Origin of the sequence: Brevibacillus laterosporus, from assembly GCA_007833815.1 — a bacterium.
GTDB lineage: Bacteria > Bacillota > Bacilli > Brevibacillales > Brevibacillaceae > Brevibacillus_B > Brevibacillus_B laterosporus_D.
In genome coordinates this window covers 2958293-2975292 of sequence record CP033464.1, presented here as the reverse complement: position 1 = coordinate 2975292, position 17000 = coordinate 2958293, and the positions used below count along the sequence as shown (strand labels likewise).

At 43.5% G+C, this 17000-nt stretch carries 19 protein-coding genes; all 19 read right to left on the bottom strand.

Annotated elements, in window-relative coordinates; all coding sequences use genetic code 11:
- Window positions 1-58: 58 nt before the first annotated feature.
- The 19 genes from EEL30_15500 to EEL30_15410 all read right to left on the bottom strand — a co-directional run bounded on the left by EEL30_15500 (window position 59) and on the right by EEL30_15410 (window position 16989).
- Window positions 59-313 (bottom strand): hypothetical protein, encoded by a 255-nt coding sequence (locus EEL30_15500; protein ID QDX93576.1) that lies wholly within the window; start codon window positions 311-313, stop codon window positions 59-61.
- A gap of 242 nt (window positions 314-555) precedes the next feature.
- On the bottom strand, window positions 556-1035 hold the full coding sequence (locus EEL30_15495; GenBank protein ID QDX93575.1) for a hypothetical protein: 480 nt from the start codon (window positions 1033-1035) through the stop codon (window positions 556-558).
- 65 nt (window positions 1036-1100) lie between these two features.
- On the bottom strand, window positions 1101-1406 hold the full coding sequence (locus EEL30_15490; protein QDX93574.1) for a hypothetical protein: 306 nt from the start codon (window positions 1404-1406) through the stop codon (window positions 1101-1103).
- A 223-nt stretch (window positions 1407-1629) separates the two neighbouring features.
- Window positions 1630-2034 (bottom strand): hypothetical protein, encoded by a 405-nt coding sequence (locus EEL30_15485; protein ID QDX93573.1) that lies wholly within the window; start codon window positions 2032-2034, stop codon window positions 1630-1632.
- Between the two features lie 106 nt (window positions 2035-2140).
- A complete protein-coding gene (locus EEL30_15480) occupies window positions 2141-2785 on the bottom strand; it encodes a hypothetical protein (protein QDX93572.1) in 645 nt (214 codons plus the stop codon).
- 16 nt (window positions 2786-2801) lie between these two features.
- On the bottom strand, window positions 2802-3617 hold the full coding sequence (locus tag EEL30_15475) for a DUF3102 domain-containing protein (GenBank protein QDX93571.1): 816 nt from the start codon (window positions 3615-3617) through the stop codon (window positions 2802-2804).
- 234 nt (window positions 3618-3851) lie between these two features.
- The gene (locus EEL30_15470; protein ID QDX93570.1) at window positions 3852-4250 is read right to left on the bottom strand and encodes a helix-turn-helix domain-containing protein; all 399 of its coding nucleotides are present in this window, start codon (window positions 4248-4250) and stop codon (window positions 3852-3854) included.
- Between the two features lie 481 nt (window positions 4251-4731).
- Entirely contained in the window at window positions 4732-5166 is a 435-nt protein-coding gene (locus EEL30_15465) for a hypothetical protein (GenBank protein ID QDX93569.1), read from the bottom strand.
- 296 nt (window positions 5167-5462) lie between these two features.
- Complete coding sequence (spo0A, locus tag EEL30_15460) at window positions 5463-6245, bottom strand: sporulation transcription factor Spo0A (GenBank protein QDX93568.1); 783 nt, start codon at window positions 6243-6245, stop codon at window positions 5463-5465.
- A gap of 268 nt (window positions 6246-6513) precedes the next feature.
- Complete coding sequence (gene spoIVB, locus EEL30_15455; protein ID QDX93567.1) at window positions 6514-7839, bottom strand: SpoIVB peptidase; 1326 nt, start codon at window positions 7837-7839, stop codon at window positions 6514-6516.
- A 103-nt stretch (window positions 7840-7942) separates the two neighbouring features.
- A complete protein-coding gene (recN, locus tag EEL30_15450) occupies window positions 7943-9667 on the bottom strand; it encodes a DNA repair protein RecN (GenBank protein ID QDX93566.1) in 1725 nt (574 codons plus the stop codon).
- 12 nt (window positions 9668-9679) lie between these two features.
- Complete coding sequence (argR, locus tag EEL30_15445) at window positions 9680-10129, bottom strand: transcriptional regulator ArgR (protein ID QDX93565.1); 450 nt, start codon at window positions 10127-10129, stop codon at window positions 9680-9682.
- A 4-nt stretch (window positions 10130-10133) separates the two neighbouring features.
- Window positions 10134-10991, bottom strand: a complete 858-nt coding sequence (locus EEL30_15440) for an NAD(+)/NADH kinase (GenBank protein ID QDX93564.1) — start codon at window positions 10989-10991, stop codon at window positions 10134-10136.
- 220 nt (window positions 10992-11211) lie between these two features.
- Window positions 11212-11472 (bottom strand): hypothetical protein, encoded by a 261-nt coding sequence (locus tag EEL30_15435; GenBank protein ID QDX93563.1) that lies wholly within the window; start codon window positions 11470-11472, stop codon window positions 11212-11214.
- Window positions 11473-11623: 151 nt separating this feature from the next.
- On the bottom strand, window positions 11624-12451 hold the full coding sequence (locus tag EEL30_15430) for a TlyA family RNA methyltransferase (GenBank protein QDX93562.1): 828 nt from the start codon (window positions 12449-12451) through the stop codon (window positions 11624-11626).
- Window positions 12452-12459: 8 nt separating this feature from the next.
- Window positions 12460-14346 (bottom strand): 1-deoxy-D-xylulose-5-phosphate synthase, encoded by a 1887-nt coding sequence (locus EEL30_15425; GenBank protein ID QDX93561.1) that lies wholly within the window; start codon window positions 14344-14346, stop codon window positions 12460-12462.
- 148 nt (window positions 14347-14494) lie between these two features.
- Window positions 14495-15391 carry a polyprenyl synthetase family protein gene (locus tag EEL30_15420; protein ID QDX93560.1) on the bottom strand — a complete coding sequence of 299 codons (897 nt, stop codon included), beginning with the start codon at window positions 15389-15391 and terminating at the stop codon, window positions 14495-14497.
- A 1-nt stretch (window position 15392) separates the two neighbouring features.
- Window positions 15393-15644: an exodeoxyribonuclease VII small subunit gene (xseB, locus tag EEL30_15415; GenBank protein ID QDX93559.1), complete on the bottom strand. Its 252-nt coding sequence runs from the start codon at window positions 15642-15644 to the stop codon at window positions 15393-15395.
- On the bottom strand, window positions 15634-16989 hold the full coding sequence (locus EEL30_15410; protein QDX93558.1) for an exodeoxyribonuclease VII large subunit: 1356 nt from the start codon (window positions 16987-16989) through the stop codon (window positions 15634-15636). Before EEL30_15410 ends, xseB begins: the two co-directional genes overlap by 11 nt.
- Between the last annotated feature and the right edge of the window lie 11 nt (window positions 16990-17000).

Sequence of the window (17000 nt, the reverse complement as noted above, 5' to 3'; positions counted from 1 at the left end):
AGCTCTACATTTAGACACATTTTACATATGTCCATCGTTTCGAATTTTTGTTGTTCGATCATATAATCCCTATTGCCTCGCATTCACCTTCGCATTCTTCATCGCTGAGTTTCTCCAGCGCCCTTTCTGGATATCTATTTTTCCGGAGCAATTCCCGAAATTCGCAGTCATCTGAACTAAGTGATAAATAACTATACATCCGTTCAGGAAAGTATTTTTTCGCCTCTTCCAACGCTTCTGCTGATGAATTTGCAGACAGAATAACTACTTGCTCAACTGAGCTAGATTGACACTTGATTTTATATTTTTTCATAGGAGTGACTCCCTTTCTTTTTTTTGTCCCACGTCCTCGCACTATAATTTGCGCTAAAGGAGCGTGGATATTATGAATATTTCGTTTACTTACGTTGTACCTTACGATCAAATTACGTTAATACTTTCCGAGTTAAATTCCGCCGCGATCCCGTACAAACTCGAATGGAAAGGCAGACACTATACGTTAGGGTTGCCGGAATTACATGTGCGGCAATTTGCGGTGGTGTATCGTCTATTGGGTCACGATACCTCCGCAAGCACGTCGCGGTACCAGCGGTAGTCCCCGTCGTGTTCAGTCGCTGCTGTTTTAACCTCTAGCCGAATCTCATCCGTAAGTAGAAACTTGCGGAAGTAGTCCAGTTTTTTCAACGTCCGATCGGTGAGCTCCCGGTAGCATTCATCGAAATATTGATAAACGTTTTTGCCGCGAACTACGGGGATGACATCTTTGCCGAGCCATCTGCGGTTCAACGCGAAGTAGATGAACTCTAAGCCTTGATAAATCGCACGGGGGACGTTCTTCCTCGCGCCGTAATCGTAAACAACGCACGTATGTCCGAGGGCCAGCGACATGAGAAACGTATAATCGAGGTCTTGAAGGAGGAAGTCCCATCGTTTCTGTTCGCAAGCTGTCGATTGAATACGGATAAATGAATACTCATAAGAAATATCCGGGATAGCCTCGATTCCATTCGTTAGATTGACGAAGTGTTTACGCATCATATGACCTCCGTTTTCATTGATTATAATCGAGCTAAATTGGATTGACTTTCGGGTGGTACGAATTATCCCGTCGGTTCTACTACGTCTGTTTTCGTCCTATTAACGTTGAGTAAACGGAGCCTATCAGCCGCGGCCGCCCGTTGCTCTTCCGTCATAACCCGTTCCGCGACCATACGGACTTGTTTCGGTGATAGTTCGGCTCGGATTGCGGATGGGTCACCGGATTCGTCGCGATCTAATACGGTGACGTTACGGCCAATTTCGGTAAGTTTACGGATGTGAGTAGGAACGCAGGAATAGGCGATCCATTTGCGGGTTTCGTATTCATATGTCAAAACGGTCTCTTGTTCGGATCGTGGATACGGCATAGTTGGCACCTCCATATTCGTTTTATTTACGCGACCTTTACGCGAATACAATGGAAATTGTCGCAGGTGCTCGTTGCGTACGTCTCTCCGCCAGTTAGCGAGCAAATGCCGTCACACTCTTCCGAAAGCATGTGACTATCCTGAAAGTACACGCAGAAGTCGCATATAGTAGTACAATCGTCATTACAAAGTATCATGAGGAAGCGCCCTACTTTCGTTTTATTTACGAAGCGATTTCGAGATAGTCTTTGAACTCTAGCCGACTAGAATTAGGACTCGGCGGTTCTAACCAGAGGGTTACGGATGATTTTATTCCTAGTTCTTTTCTTGGGAGAAACGCCACTTTACGATTTTCTAAATCAACTACCGCGAGGATATCAAAGGCGTCCTCGTCATATTCGCGTTTTTTAACGCCGGTTCCACGTTTTACAGTAGTCTCTATGCGGTTACTATTGCGAGTGTTGCTTCCGCATTTTACCTGAATTTTATGTAGCTTACCGTCAACTTCCGCGACAAGATCACAGTCCGAAAACGCGGTACCCGCTGGATAGACGCTAATATTGCGCATGGCTAATTCGAATTGAACTAGTAATTCTCCTGCTACTCCTTTATACCGTGGCTCTGTCATGATTTCCGTCCTCCTATCGTTTTATTTACGCGACCACGCGTTGAGTAATCGTAGTTTAGTGGCGGGAGATAACCGGCGCCACGTTCCGGCAAGTATACGCACTGGACTAGGCTCCTTTTATGTTTAGACGTAAAGTTACTTCTTTTGAGGAAGACGGTCTCCTTCCGATATCACTACGTAGGAATTGAATAAGTCCCTCGCCCTCTCCGTCAAAAAGGGTTGTCATAAGGCGAGTTGCCTGACGGCTTCCGAATACTGGATGCTTATCTTTTTTAGCAGGCCAGTAACCCGAAGCGTCTCGGTAATCGTGATGCATCGTATTCCACGAATGAGCCATTGAATTTTGATTGTCCACGTCATAACCTTTGTTCTTCGCCCATTGCCTATGAAGTACAATAATCTCGTCATATTGACGTTCCCATAATTCAAGCTGTTTCTTAGACGGACGCCCGGATTTACGTTTGGCTTCGACAACTGGCTTCTGTTCCGTAAGGCTCTCGACCAGCTTCACCAACTCGTTAATCGCGCGTTCTTGCTCTATTGCCCTACGCTCTTGCCACTCAAACTTATCTGAGCAGTATGCCAGATGCGTCGTAAGCAATTCGCTTATCTTGTTTAATGTCGTAATCTGCGTCAACTCACCTGAGAAGATAGCGTTTGTAATCAATAGCATTTGCTCGCGATACTCCGGAGTATTATCCATATAAAACGCGATTTTCTTTCCGTCTTTTACTTGTTTTAAACTGAACACAATAAATTCCCCCTCGTTAATTAGCCTCTATTATTATGGATTCACGATTCCGTCGTGATGGAAGCATCTTGGATATTCCGTCTAAAAAGTCGTACATGCCGTCGACCGCCGTCTGGTATTCCTTCGCAGAGCGATCGTTCATAGTCGAGAACTCTGCGTCAAAATGTGTCATAAACGAATACCTTTTTAGAAAATCGCGGACAGATGCGGAGAACTCAAGCGATCGCCCGCTGATTTCTGTCCCCGTCTTTATCTCGTGGACGTCGTCGTGGATGGATTCGAGTGTATCACGCATAGTCCGCGCTGATTCCAACGCCTCGTCCCGCTGACGTTCCGCTATTTCACGCGATTCCCTCTCGGCTTTGAGTTCCCGTTTGACTTCGCGGAGTTCACGGACGGTCATTTCATCTACGGACTTGGTCTCGCCTGTGGACGGGATCGTGTGCGGTTGGGAAACGAAGTCGGCGCGGTCGACGTCGGCTGGGAGCGAAATGAGTTCGAAAATTTTACCGCTATCCAAATGGTACGACGTCGTACCACTGCCCAACTGCTCAAACGCTTGAATAAATCGAGTTGCTGTTTGTCTCGTAAATTCAACGTGCTCCCCTAACCACTTTAACCAACCGCCTAGTGACTCACGTTGTTCTGCAAGCTTACGTTCCTCCGCGTTCTCCGAATCTATATTGGCGTCGTGTACCGATTTTAACCTACGTCCAATCTCAAAAATTGCCTGTCCAGCTAGCTTTTTATATGAGTTGATTTCCGCGGTAAGAACAGCGATATTATTTGAGGTAATTGGCGTGGACTCTTTACTTTGAATCTCCACATTCATTCTCCTTTCTTCTTCGAATAAGCTTTAATGGTTCCCTCTGGTTGTATATATTAGGCCGCGTTGCAAGTCCACTATATTGTTATTCCTTATCTAATAGTGACCGCGCGATAGAAGGAACGTAGTGACTGATTGATGCGTTATCTTTTTCTTGTTAAAGATTAGTTCTTGTTAAAAGATTAGTTCTTGTTAGTGTGACGTTCGTGCCATGTGATACTCAACCATGTTACATACGCGTCACGTAGCTCCCTTAAATATCGCTAAATGGCTTATCGGAAGCACCGTATAACGCGTATTTTGCCACTTCCCATCGCCGCCCCTAACTTTTGACGCGCGTACCACCTCCCGCCCATCCCATCGATATTTCAGCAGGCGTTTGATTCGCCTGTTCGCCGTTTCCCGTTTGACTCCGAGTCTATGCGCGATCATCTCTTGCGTCGGGTAGCACTCGCCTCGTTCGTTCATGAAGGCGGCTATTACGCAGAGTGTACGCCAGTTCTCATCGCCGATGTCCGCGAGTAGGCCGGAATGGACGGCGTCTACGTACATCTTAAGGAAGATGCGGGTTTCTCGACGACCGCTGGTGACGGAGAACTCCGATTGGGTTTCGACTGAAACGAGATTCTGTTCGGTCATTTACGTTTCACCTCCTTACTATGTAATACTGCATCAAGTCATGAAAATTGGTACACACCCCTCATATTTTTTTGTCCATGAGCAAATCGGAATGGACCACCTTCGAATTACTCTTACACTTATTCATACGTACGCGATGGAAAGTTCGCACACTTTTAGGAGAAATATTTTTGTTCCTTTACTCTTAATAGGACCATGGAGTCATTAAAATTGGGACAACTTACAAAATTTTTTCTTTTAACTATTGCCTATAATTACGAGACTACAAAAATTTAAAAATTTGGTACACGTTTAATAAGTTAATTTCACTCGACTAGCATTAATTGCACATCTCTACTATTAATAGGGGTATGAGGTAGTCAAAATTGGTACATAAACCTTAAAAAATTTTTTTTGAGCAAAAAAATAAAGCCTGTCTCTCGACAGGCTCCGTCCGTTATGTATTTAAGAGTAATAGGCGAATAGTACGCCTAGATTTATATTATTTAAACTCCATGCGGAGCTTATCGAAGGTTGCTTTATCGTCTGCCTCTGTGTATCCCCACACAAGCTTGCCATCTGAGAACAGAAATATTTCTTCAACATCCTCACCATTACTCTTTTTACCGCGGACTAATACGGATTTACCCTTTTCTCCGTCTTTTTCGTAATCTACCGATCCAACTATAGATACATCGTTAAGGGCTACGCTATCTTTGGACGGAGTGCTCGCGACTAACGTGAAAATCGGCTTGGCATCAGTATAAATATGTTCCTCAACGAATTTCTTCTTAACCTCTACATCCTTACTGTTCTGAAACTGCTCTACGTATTGAAGTGCGAGTTGCTCCTCTACGCTTAAAGACTTACTCGTTTGTTCCGAGCTACAACCGGCTAGCAAGAGTGCAAGTATTACTGCATATGCAAATTTTTCCACTTCTATCCCTCCAGATTTCAACAGCTTCAATATACGTTAATCTTACTAGATTATCCAGTATAATCCAAATAAAATACGCCAATCCCGAAGGACCAGCGTATTGCCTCGCGATATGCATTTCGGTTACACTATGAAACAACGACACGTCCGATAAATTTTCGATTTTCACGAAAGCCAATATCGCTATCTTTATTGGTATTGTAACGAAAAGTTTATGGGAATCTCCGCAAAAAAATCGCCGAAATTTGTGGGAACAGGACGGGTAGATTTACGCAAGAATGGCGCCAATACTGAGATTATGACGCCTTATGCTCAAGCCTCAGCTTATCCGCAACCATTGCGATGAACTCACTATTCGTTGGTTTTGCCTTCGTATTAGAAACCGTATACCCAAACAAGCTAGAAATAGAATCCAAGTTACCTCGCGACCAAGCTACTTCAATTGCATGACGTATGGCACGTTCTACACGGCTAGCTGTTGTATTAAACTTTTTGGCAACATCAGGATATAATACTTTCGTGATAGAACCCAATAACTCTACATCGTTATAGACCATGGTAATTGCTTCTCGCAAGTATAAATATCCTTTAATATGAGCGGGTACTCCGATCTCATGGATGATACTGGTAATACTGGCATCTAGATTACGTCCTTTATTTTGCACCATAGAAGAGTTTTTCATCACTGGGATAAAAGAGGTCTTGCTACCGATCATTTGGCGAATTCGCTGTGCTAGAATGTCCATGTCAAAAGGCTTTAATATATAGTAAGATGCCCCAAGTTCTACTGCACGCTTAGTGATCTCTTCTTGGCCAAATGCCGTCAGCATGATGATTTTGGGTTGAGGTGTTAGTCGCATCGCTTGAATTTGCTCTAGTACGGCCAAGCCATCAAGATGAGGCATAATTATGTCCAAAATGATAATATCTGGAACGCGCTCTTGGACGATCTTTAATACATCATTTCCGTTGTAAGCGACCCCACTTACGCTCATATCACTCTGGGTGTTAATATACTCTTCCAGAAGACCTACAAACTCACGATTGTCATCAGCTAATACCACACTTATCTTACTCAAATTCGTTCCTCCTTACGCATTCGGTCACAGAGCATGTCCAACACTTCTTTCCTGTGAAGAAGTACGTTTCTCTTGATTCCTTACGGTAAATAATTCGACAGGTCAGATTCAACTCCTGCCCATGACGAAAGATTGAATGATATCTCTGACGATTCGACAAATAAGTGCGCATGGACAAATAATAGGATTTTCTTAAATCGTTTGACGTGTAATTTGCTGTAGAACTTTGTACGACTGGGAAAACACGAAAAAAAGCCTCAAGGAAGCATTAGCTCGCCTTGAGACTCACAGGGTGTTGTTGCTTTGTCGTTAATCCTGCATCCTGTAACATCCATTCAATAAAACAACCATAACCGGAAGTAGGATCATTGACGAATACATGTGTGACTGCTCCAACCACTTTACCATCTTGAATAATCGGGCTACCGCTCATTCCTTGTACAATGCCACCTGTTTTTTCTAGTAAGCGCTTATCATTAACCTTAATGATCATCCCTTTTGTTGCAGGAAAATGCTGTTTTACAACATTGACAATCTCAATATCAAACTCTTCTACCTCTTGTCCATTCACGACTGTTAAAATTTTGGCTGGTCCTTCTTTTACCTGTTCTGCTAAAGCTACTGGCAATGCTTCATTCGTCTTCGCTCTTTTGGGTTTGTCGTACATTTTCCCGAAAATGCCAAACGGGGTGTTTTTAGAAATGTTGCCTAACACTTCATTTTCATTGTAAAAGCGGGCGAATTTTTCACCTGGATTGCCGCTCTGCCCTTTCTCAATGGAAGTAACACTAGCCTGAACGATTTGTCCGTCTCCTACAACAATAGCCTGCCCTGTATCCACATCAGAAATAACGTGACCAAGAGCACCGTATGCCTTTGAGTCTGGCTCATAAAAAGTTAACGTACCTACACCTGCAGCAGAATCGCGAATATAAAGTCCCATCCGATACTGATTATCTTTTTTGTCTTGTGCTGGTCTAAGTGTCAAATTGATCTTTTCTTTCCCACGTACAACCATGAGTTGGATCGGTTGGTTCTTTGCGCCGGCTTCATTTACCACCTTTTTTACCTCACTCATGTCATTAATGTACAAATCGTTCATTTTTACAATCATATCTCCAACATGAATGCCAGAGCTTTCACCAGGCGAAACTTTTTCTTTACCAGTATCAACCAAGTGATGACCAACTACTAGTACGCCAGCAGTCTGTAGTTTGACACCAATAGATTGACCTCCTGGTATGACTTTCAGATCGGGAAGCACATTCACTTTAACTTCTTTAATGGGAAGACTACCCACCCTCCATTGCAGATGAGTTTGTCCCGCTTTTTTTGGTGCTACTTGTAATGGTTGGCTAAAATCGACATGTACTTCACGGGCTTCTGTTCCATTTACTTGCAAAATTTCGGGGTTACTGTTTACTAGTGTTCCCATAACAGGTACGGAAAGCTTCAATTGGCTAAGAGAACCTTCAAACAGCCGAAGTTCTTTGGGTAAAGAGGTTACATCATGAAAGGGGGTTGAAGTTACAATTAACGCAGTCAAGAGTAAGAGCAGAGATCCAATCCATTTTCTTTTGTGATTTCGTATCACCCAGCAATCACTCCTAGCTTCCCTACCTACACCTACACCTCACTTACTAATATTTAATGTTACCTGTACGCCACCTGTTTATAACAACAAAAAGCTGTCAATTTCAATTGACAGCTTTTCGCTCGTTTCCAAGAAGGATCATTTCCTTAGCATGTTCTTTTGTTTTTTCTGTTACTTCGGCACCACCTAGCATACGAGCAAGCTCGTTAACACGTTCTTCTGGGGACATGTGGATAACGGTAGTGCTCGTCTCCTGTTCGTCCATTTGCTTTTGAATGTAAAAATGTGCGTCTGCCATGGAAGCCACCTGTGGTAAATGCGTAATACATAGGACTTGACGATGTTTCGCTACTCGTGCCAATTTTTCTGCAATAGCTTGAGCTGCTCTACCGCTAACACCAGTATCTACTTCGTCAAATATTAATGTTCCTACCTGCTCTGTGATAGCTAGAATGCTTTTAATTGCTAACATGACACGGGATAATTCTCCCCCGGACGCAATCTTGGTTAACGGGCGCAAAGGCTCGCCAGGGTTCGGTGCAATCATAAATTCTACCTCGTCAATCCCACGAGAATTCACTCTGACCCGATTACCCTCAACTTCAATACCGCGCTCGTCTGGTGAGTGCTTTACCTCAATAGCAAAACGAGCCCGCTCCATGTGTAATTCTTTTAGTTCATGTTCAATTAAGTTAGCTAGTTCTATTGCTAACTCACGGCGGAGCATACTTAACTCCATAGCCTCAATTGCTACGTCAGCTTCTGCTTCCCGTAATGTTTTCTCCATTTGTTGCAAACGATCATCATAATGTTGGATTTCGTCTAATTCGTCCTGAATACCTGCTGCATATTCTAAGATTTCATCGACGGTTTTACCGTATTTTCGCTTCAAACCAGATAACTGATCTAATCGTCCTTCCACTTCTGCCAGTAGCGTTGGGTCAAAATCAAGACGATCCTTTAAATGACGCAACTGCTGGACGGTATCCTCTATCTGATAATAAGCACTTTGAATCGTTTCTACAATCGGAACGAGCTGCTCGTCATACTGTTGCACCCGCTCCAATTCGCCCATGGCGTGCCCAAGCCAATCTTGTCCCTTCTGATCTCCATATAAGGATGTGTAAGCATCCTGTACACCAGCAAAAATCTTTTCAATATTAGCCCACTTCTTACGTTGCTGTATGAGCTTATCATCTTCGCCTGGGGTTAATTTTGCTGCTTCAATTTCATTTAGCTGATAGCTTAATAAGTCAATTCGTTGCATTAATTCGCGCTCATTTTTAGCCATTCGTGACAAGTCTTGAACTGCTTTACGATACTTTTGATACAAATGACTAAATTCCTGTTTTGTTCCAATCAATCGTGGCTCTCCATATGCATCCAGCCACCGAATATGCTTGTCTGCTTGCATGAGCGCTTGATGATCGTGCTGACCATGTACATTTACCAACCACGGTCCTAATTCGCGCAGCATAGCCAAGGTAATTAGCTGTCCGTTAATACGAATAATACTTTTCCCCGTAGAAGAAATGTCACGACGTACGACCAGAATACCATCTGGATCGACCTGAATTCCAAAGCTCTCACAGACGGAACTAGCAGGATGCCCAGGCTTACATTCAAAAAGCCCTTCTATCTCTGCCCGTTTTTCTCCATATCGGATAAACTCTGCCGAGCTACGATCACCGAGCAACTGCCCAAGCGCATCAATAATAATGGATTTACCTGCCCCTGTCTCCCCTGTAAGGATATTAAGTCCTTGACGAAAAGAGATCGTGGTGTGTTTGATAATCGCAAAATTGCGTATGGTTAGTTCGTGGATCATGCGTACCCTTCCTTATAGCATGTCTAAGAAGCGTTGTGACACTTCTTTGGCATTCTCTTTGGTTCGACAGATGATCAAAATAGTATCATCGCCGCAAACACAACCCATTATCTCATTCCAATGCAAATTGTCAATCAAAACAGCTACAGAATTAGCATTTCCTGGCATCGTTTTTAGCACAATAAGATTTTCAGCAAAATCAATGCTCACAAAGCAGTCCAATAAGACACGCTTCATTTTTTGCAACGGATTAAACTTCTGGTCCGTTGGTACAGAATATTTATAACGGCCGTCACTCATCGGGATTTTAATCAGATGTAGTTCTTTAATATCGCGTGAAACGGTAGCTTGTGTCACACTGTAGCCATTTGTACGCAGATATTCAACGAGCTCATCCTGCGTTTCGATGTCATTATTCATGATGATTTCTTTGATTTTGATGTGTCGTTGGCCTTTATTCATACATTTACTCCCATTCACCTTGTAATTTAGTTCGAATTAATTCATAAAAGTTGCCTTGTGTCCATTTGATCAACGGTGTAACATGCTTAGATTGCTCTACAAAAATCTCGTCGCCCCCCTCTAAACGCGAGCCAAACTGTCCATCAATCGAAAGACCTATCTCATCATGTACGGCATCTACTTCAATACGCAGACGTTGATCTGACGCTAATACGATGGGTCTGGCTGTTAAGGAATGAGACGCAATTGGTGTAAGCAAGAGCATTGCCACGTTTGGAGCCACGATCGGACCTCCAGCCGCTAGCGAGTAAGCTGTAGAACCTGTTGAGCTGGAGACGATTATTCCATCTCCACTATAAGTTCCCACATAAAACCCATTTGAATAAACCGAGCACTTAATGATCCGACAAAATGACCCTTTGGTAATACCAATGTCATTCATCGCTGTATAGGTGGCAAGTTGCTTTCCATGTCGGTACAATTCAGTGGTTAGCATACTTCGTTCTTCCATATAGTATTGCCCGGATAATAGCTTCTCTACGGCATCGGTTAGATTATCAGGTTCTGCTTCTGACAAAAAGCCAAGCGTACCAAGATTAATTCCTAGTACCGGTAAATGATGACCAGCTAATTGGCGGGCAATCCCGAGCAATGTGCCATCTCCCCCAAGAACGCAAAGAATTTCAACATGTTTAGAAAAGTCATAGAGGGATACAGCCACATCTTCTCGGCCAATCAAACCTGCTAAATCTTCTTCCAAATAGACTTTGGCCCCACGCGCTTCCAACAAGTACAACAACTCACGGGCGACGACGCGGGCTTTGGGCTTGCCCTTGTTTGCGATAATTCCAATGGACTTCACAATGTCACCCCAGTATCTTTGATCATCTGCTTGTAGCAGGGAGATTACGCAAACCTTACCCCAATAAATTCTTGCTGATTATCTAAGCTGAGGGTTACTCGTTTGATTACTTGAAAACGATGATTCGCTTACATTCTACTTATCTTTATACAATTATACATGTTTTTTTGCATAATGGGTAGGGGGTAGAGCCTTCCTTGTAACCTATTTGTTTCGCAAGCTACAAACTTTCCACATACTCCTTCGCTTCTTTTAACGAAAGTCCCAATACTTCTCTCGCTTCTTTTATTGCTTCAATCTTTTTACCTTCTATAAGCAACATTCGTAATTTTGTGTCTATAGGATGATCCGGTACTCCAACTTGGGTAGCAATTTGCTGTAAGATTACATTCATTTTTTTAAGTTGCGTTCGCAACGTGCTTACCTTTTCAAATAGAAGGAATACCATGCATAGCAAGGCCATTATTAGTGCAAATTCCATGTTTCTTCTCTCCCCTTTTGTTTTCTGAATCAAATTTATTCCCCATCTTCTAGCTAAAGTAACACGGACAGATCATCTTTTCGCAACTAACAAAAAAACCTCAAATTCATCCTGAAATGATTTGAGGTTCTATAAGTAGTAGCATATATATCTAACTGAACTGCTTATGCGCTTCTGCCACAATTTCTGCAATGCGGGCAAACCACCACGGCTCATCCTGCTCTGCTTCTTGTTCGTCAGTAAGCGGTTTGTAGAGATGTAGAAGAAATTCAATGTTTCCCTCTCCACCCGTTATGGGCGAATAGCTGACACCCTTCACTTGGAAACCTACAGTCGTTGCGAATCCAGCAATCTCTTCCACTACTTGACGGTGAACAGTAGCATCCCGGATAATTCCATTTTTCCCCACTTTTTCTTTACCTGCTTCAAATTGGGGTTTGACCAACGCTAGTACGTTACCACCTTCTTGCAAGAACATGAACAGCACTGGTAGGATCAACCTCAAAGAGATGAATGATACATCAATCGAAGCCATATTTGGCATCTCGTGTTCAAAAGCAGTCGGGTCCATGTGACGGAAGTTGGTGCGTTCCATTACTACGACACGCTCATCCTGACGCAATTTCCAAGCTAATTGGTTGTATCCCACATCAATGGCATACACTTTTTTAGCCCCATTTTGTAAAGCGCAATCCGTAAATCCTCCCGTGGATGATCCAATGTCCATCATAATCCGATCGGTTAAGTCAATATTAAATTCTTTAATAGCCTTTTCCAGCTTAAGTCCTCCACGGCTTACGTAGGGATGAAGGTCACCTTTCACATGAATGACCACATCTTCTGGAAATTTTGTACCTGGTTTATCGCATCTATCGCCTGCAACAATGACAAGCCCAGCCATTACAGCTCGTTTTGCCTTTTCACGGGTCTCATATAGACCTCGATCTGCAAGCAAGACATCTAATCGTTCTTTTTTCATAGTCGTTTTTAAGCCCTCTGTTTATTTACTGGTAGTAAGGATCGTACACGTGCAGCGATTGCTTCAGCTGTTAAGCAGATCTCTTGTCGTTGCTCGTTAACACTTCCATGTTCAACAAAATAATCGGGAACTCCCATCGCTTCCACTACAACGTCATGATAGCCTTGCTCAGCATAAAATTCCATAACTGCACTGCCAAAGCCACCTTGCACACAGCCTTCTTCCACAGTGACAATATCCATATTTTCCTTAGCAAGACGCAAGAGCAATTCCGCGTCTAACGGTTTGCAAAAGCGCACATTGACAAACATCGGCATGATGCCATCCGTTTGTAACAGATTGATCGCTTTTTCAGCAACATCATAGATATGTCCAAAAGAAAGAACGGCTACGCCTTTCCCTTCTTTGACTACTTCCATCTGACCGATTGGGAGTGTTTTGAGCTCTTCATCCATTTTGACGCCAAGACCGTTTCCACGTGGATAACGGAAGGAAATAGGACCTTGATATTCTGCTGCTGTTTTCATCATATGTTGCATTTCATTCTCATCTTTTGGCGCCATAATTACCATGTTCGGAATCGCACGCATAAAAGCAATATCATATACACCTTGATGCGTCTCTCCATCGGCTCCTACCAAACCAGCCCGGTCTACAGCAAAAACGACTGGCAGCTTCATGCGAGCTACATCATGGATTAATTGATCGTAGGCACGTTGTAAGAACGTCGAGTATATCGCTAGGAACGGCTTCATTCCCTGTGTCGCCAAGCCAGCAGCAAACGTACAAGCATGCTGTTCAGCAATCCCAACATCAAACATACGTTCTGGATAAACGGATGCATATTTTAAGAGACCTGAGCCGTCTGGCATAGCTGGTGTTACTGCTACAATGCGATCATCTTGTTGCGTTAGCTTAATCAGTGTATCGGCAAAGACGCTCTTGTAAGCTGGGGCAGTAGCGACTGCCTTAATCATTTCACCAGACTCAATTTTATAGGTATCAGTCCCATGCCACTTCATCGCGTTTTGTTCCGCTGGCAGGTACCCTTTTCCTTTTTTCGTAATGACGTGCAATAAGACTGGACCACGTGTATTGGCAGCTGTACGCAATGAATCAATCACAAGCTCTAAGTTATGCCCATCAATAGGACCAATGTAAGTAAAGCCAAGCTCTTCAAATAAGATGCCAGATACTAGCATGTATTTCATGCTGTCCTTAACCCTCTCAGCCAATTGAGCCAATCTGCCACCTACAGCTGGGATCGCCTTTAATAGGCCTTCTACTTCATCCTTAGCTCTGTTATAAATATGATCCGTACGCAATTTGCCCAGATAGTTATGCATAGCACCTACATTGGGCGCGATGGACATTTCATTATCATTTAAGACCACGATTACATTTTTCTTTTCATGACCGATGTGATTTAAGGCTTCAAACGCCATACCGCCTGTCAATGCACCATCTCCAATGACACCTATCACATGATAATTTTCTTTTTTTAAATCGCGGGCGCTTGCCATGCCCATGGCACCAGACAAAGAAGTGCTACTATGCCCTGTTTCCCATACATCATGTGGGCTCTCCGACATTTTCGGAAAACCGCACAACCCCTTGTATTGACGCAGTGTCGGAAAATCATTTTTTCGTCCTGTTAAAATCTTGTGTACATAAGCTTGATGGCCAACATCCCATAAAATTTTATCCTTGGGACTGTTAAAGAAATAATGCAAAGCGATCGTTAGCTCTACAACCCCTAAGTTGGGAGCTAAATGCCCTCCCGTCTTTGAGAGGTTTTCTATCAGGAACCGACGAATTTCTTCGGACAACTGCTGTAATTGGGAAATTGTCAAATGCTTGAGATCATCTGGGCTCTTCATGTTTTCAAGCAACACTGTAACCCCTCGCTTTCACTAAGTCACAAACCTTCCATACTACTAATCATACATCACCATTCACAAAAAATTACACGTACACGCATTATATCCTTTTCTTATGTAAAAAACCATAAGAGACTTATGATATCCGTCTCACATAAAAGAGTTAGCTAACTCGCTCCATCACATACTCTGCTAGAGCAAACAGTGCAGCATGGTTAATATCTTCTGCCGTAAGTTCTGCTTGAGCTTCTTTTACAAGCGTCGCTAGACGTTGTTTAGATTCTGCCAGTCCGAGTAACGCAGGATAAGTTGCTTTCTCTTTGCTGGCATCACTACCCACAGCTTTACCAAGCAAAACAGCATCTCCCTCTACGTTTAAAATGTCGTCTTTAATCTGGAAGGCTAGTCCAATCTTAACCGCATAATTGGTTAGAGCCTGCAATTGATTCGATGTCGCTTCCGCTAGATAACCCCCGCCTCTCAAGGCTGCAACCAGCAGATCACCTGTTTTATGTAAGTGAATATATTCCAATTGTTCTAGAGAAAGCTGTTTACCTTCTCCTGCAATATCTGCCATTTGACCACCCACCATGCCTTGTTCACCGGCACGTTGCCCTAGTTCAGCCAGCAGTTGAACAGTTGTCTCGGCTTTTACTTCTGGGTGATATAAATAAGAACTGGCCACCAGACCAAACGCTCTTGTTAAAAGAGCATCCCCTGCTAAAATGGCAGTAGCTTCGCCAAACACCTTATGATTGGTCGGTTTCCCCCGCCGTAGTGCGTCGTCGTCCATAGCAGGAAGATCGTCATGAATAAGCGAGTACGTATGGATCATTTCTAAAGCCATCGCATATGGCAGTCCACGTTCAATTGGTTGATGAAACGCTTCCAGAACAGCTAGTACAAGGATAGGACGTAATCGCTTGCCACCAGCCATCAGAGAATAGTGCATTGATTCGTACAGATCGGTGGGAACCCCTTCTGTCTTTAGGCCTTTTGGTAATTCCGTCTCCAATAATGCAATCTTTTCATTCAAGTAATCCTTCAGGCTGAAACTCATGCTAGTCCTCCTCCACATGGAACGGACGCTCGGATATGCTACCGTCTTGGTCTAGAAGTTGAATCACTTTAGCTTCAATTACATCCAATTTCGTTGCACATTGACGAGATAGTTGAATCCCTTCTTGGTACAAATCAATCGCTTTTTCCAAAGGTACATCACCTTCTTCTAACTGACGCACCACTTCTTCCAGCCGTTGCATTGCTTCTTCAAACAGAAGTTCTGTTTCCTGCTCTGCTTTTTTACGAGCCATGGTTCTCTTCCTTTCGCTCTATGTCTGTTACCGTTGTCAGGATCTTACCATCTTGATATCGTATCATGAGCTGATCACCCACTTCAATTCCTTCAACCGTTTTGATTAATGTATCACCTTTATAAGATAGGCTAAAACCACGTTGCATGACCCTTAACGGACTTAACGCATCTAATTGCTGGACTAGGGCCAGCCATGCTTGTCTAGACCGTTCCCCTTTTTGTTTCATACGCTGAGTCAACTGACTTTCGATGCGATTGATCTGTATGCGTCTCTCTTCCACTTGTCGATCCAAACGAATCTGACTTAATCGTTTATTCACATGACTCGTTTGCTCACGTTTGCGAACCACCTTCATTTTCATGATCGCACCAAGACGCAACGTGATCTCATCAATGCGCTGTCGTCTCTCTTCCACCCGACGTAACGGATTTTTTAAACCATATGATTGTTGCAATCTATGTAAATGGGCACGCTTCTCTTGTAGTTCCGTTTGTAGAGCTCGAGCCAGTCGATGATCCAACTGTTTGATACGCTCCATCCATTCCAAATAGTGAGGCACTGCTAGTTCGGCTGCGGCTGTCGGGGTTGCCGCCCTGATATCTGCCACAAAATCCGCAATGGTAAAATCCGTCTCGTGACCAACTGCTGAAATAACAGGCACTTGTGAAGACACAATAGCTCGGGCAACCGCTTCCTCATTAAATGCCCACAGCTCTTCAATCGAGCCTCCTCCACGTCCGACGATCAGCACATCAACCTGGTGCTGGTTCATGTTGCGAATGGCGCGAATGATTGAAGCAGGTGCTTCAATTCCTTGCACAATCGCTGGAGCCAGCATAATTCCAGCCTGTGGGTACCTCCTCTTTATTGTGGTAATAATATCTCGAATGGCTGCTCCCGTGGGAGAAGTAACCACTCCGATGGTTTTTGGGAACCGTGGTAATGCACGCTTTCTTTCAGAAGCAAACAAACCTTCTTGCTGCAGTTTTTCTTTTAATTGTTCATAGGCAAGAAATAAAGCTCCCACTCCATCGGGTTGCAATTCTCTTGCATATAATTGGTATGCACCGTCCCTTTCAAATACAGAAATGGAACCACGCACAATCGCTTTGGTTCCATTCTTCGGTATAAATGTAAGGAAGCGGTTATAGCTAGCAAACATCACGATTTTAATCCGTGAATCTTTGTCCTTTAACGTGAAATACATGTGACCGCTGTGATGATGCGTAAAATTAGAGATTTCTCCGCGAATCCAAACATCCGCTAACTTAAGATCTCCCTCCATCATGCGCTTTACATAACGGTTTAATTCCGCGACGGACATGACCTCTGCTGGCTTCATAAACGATCCCT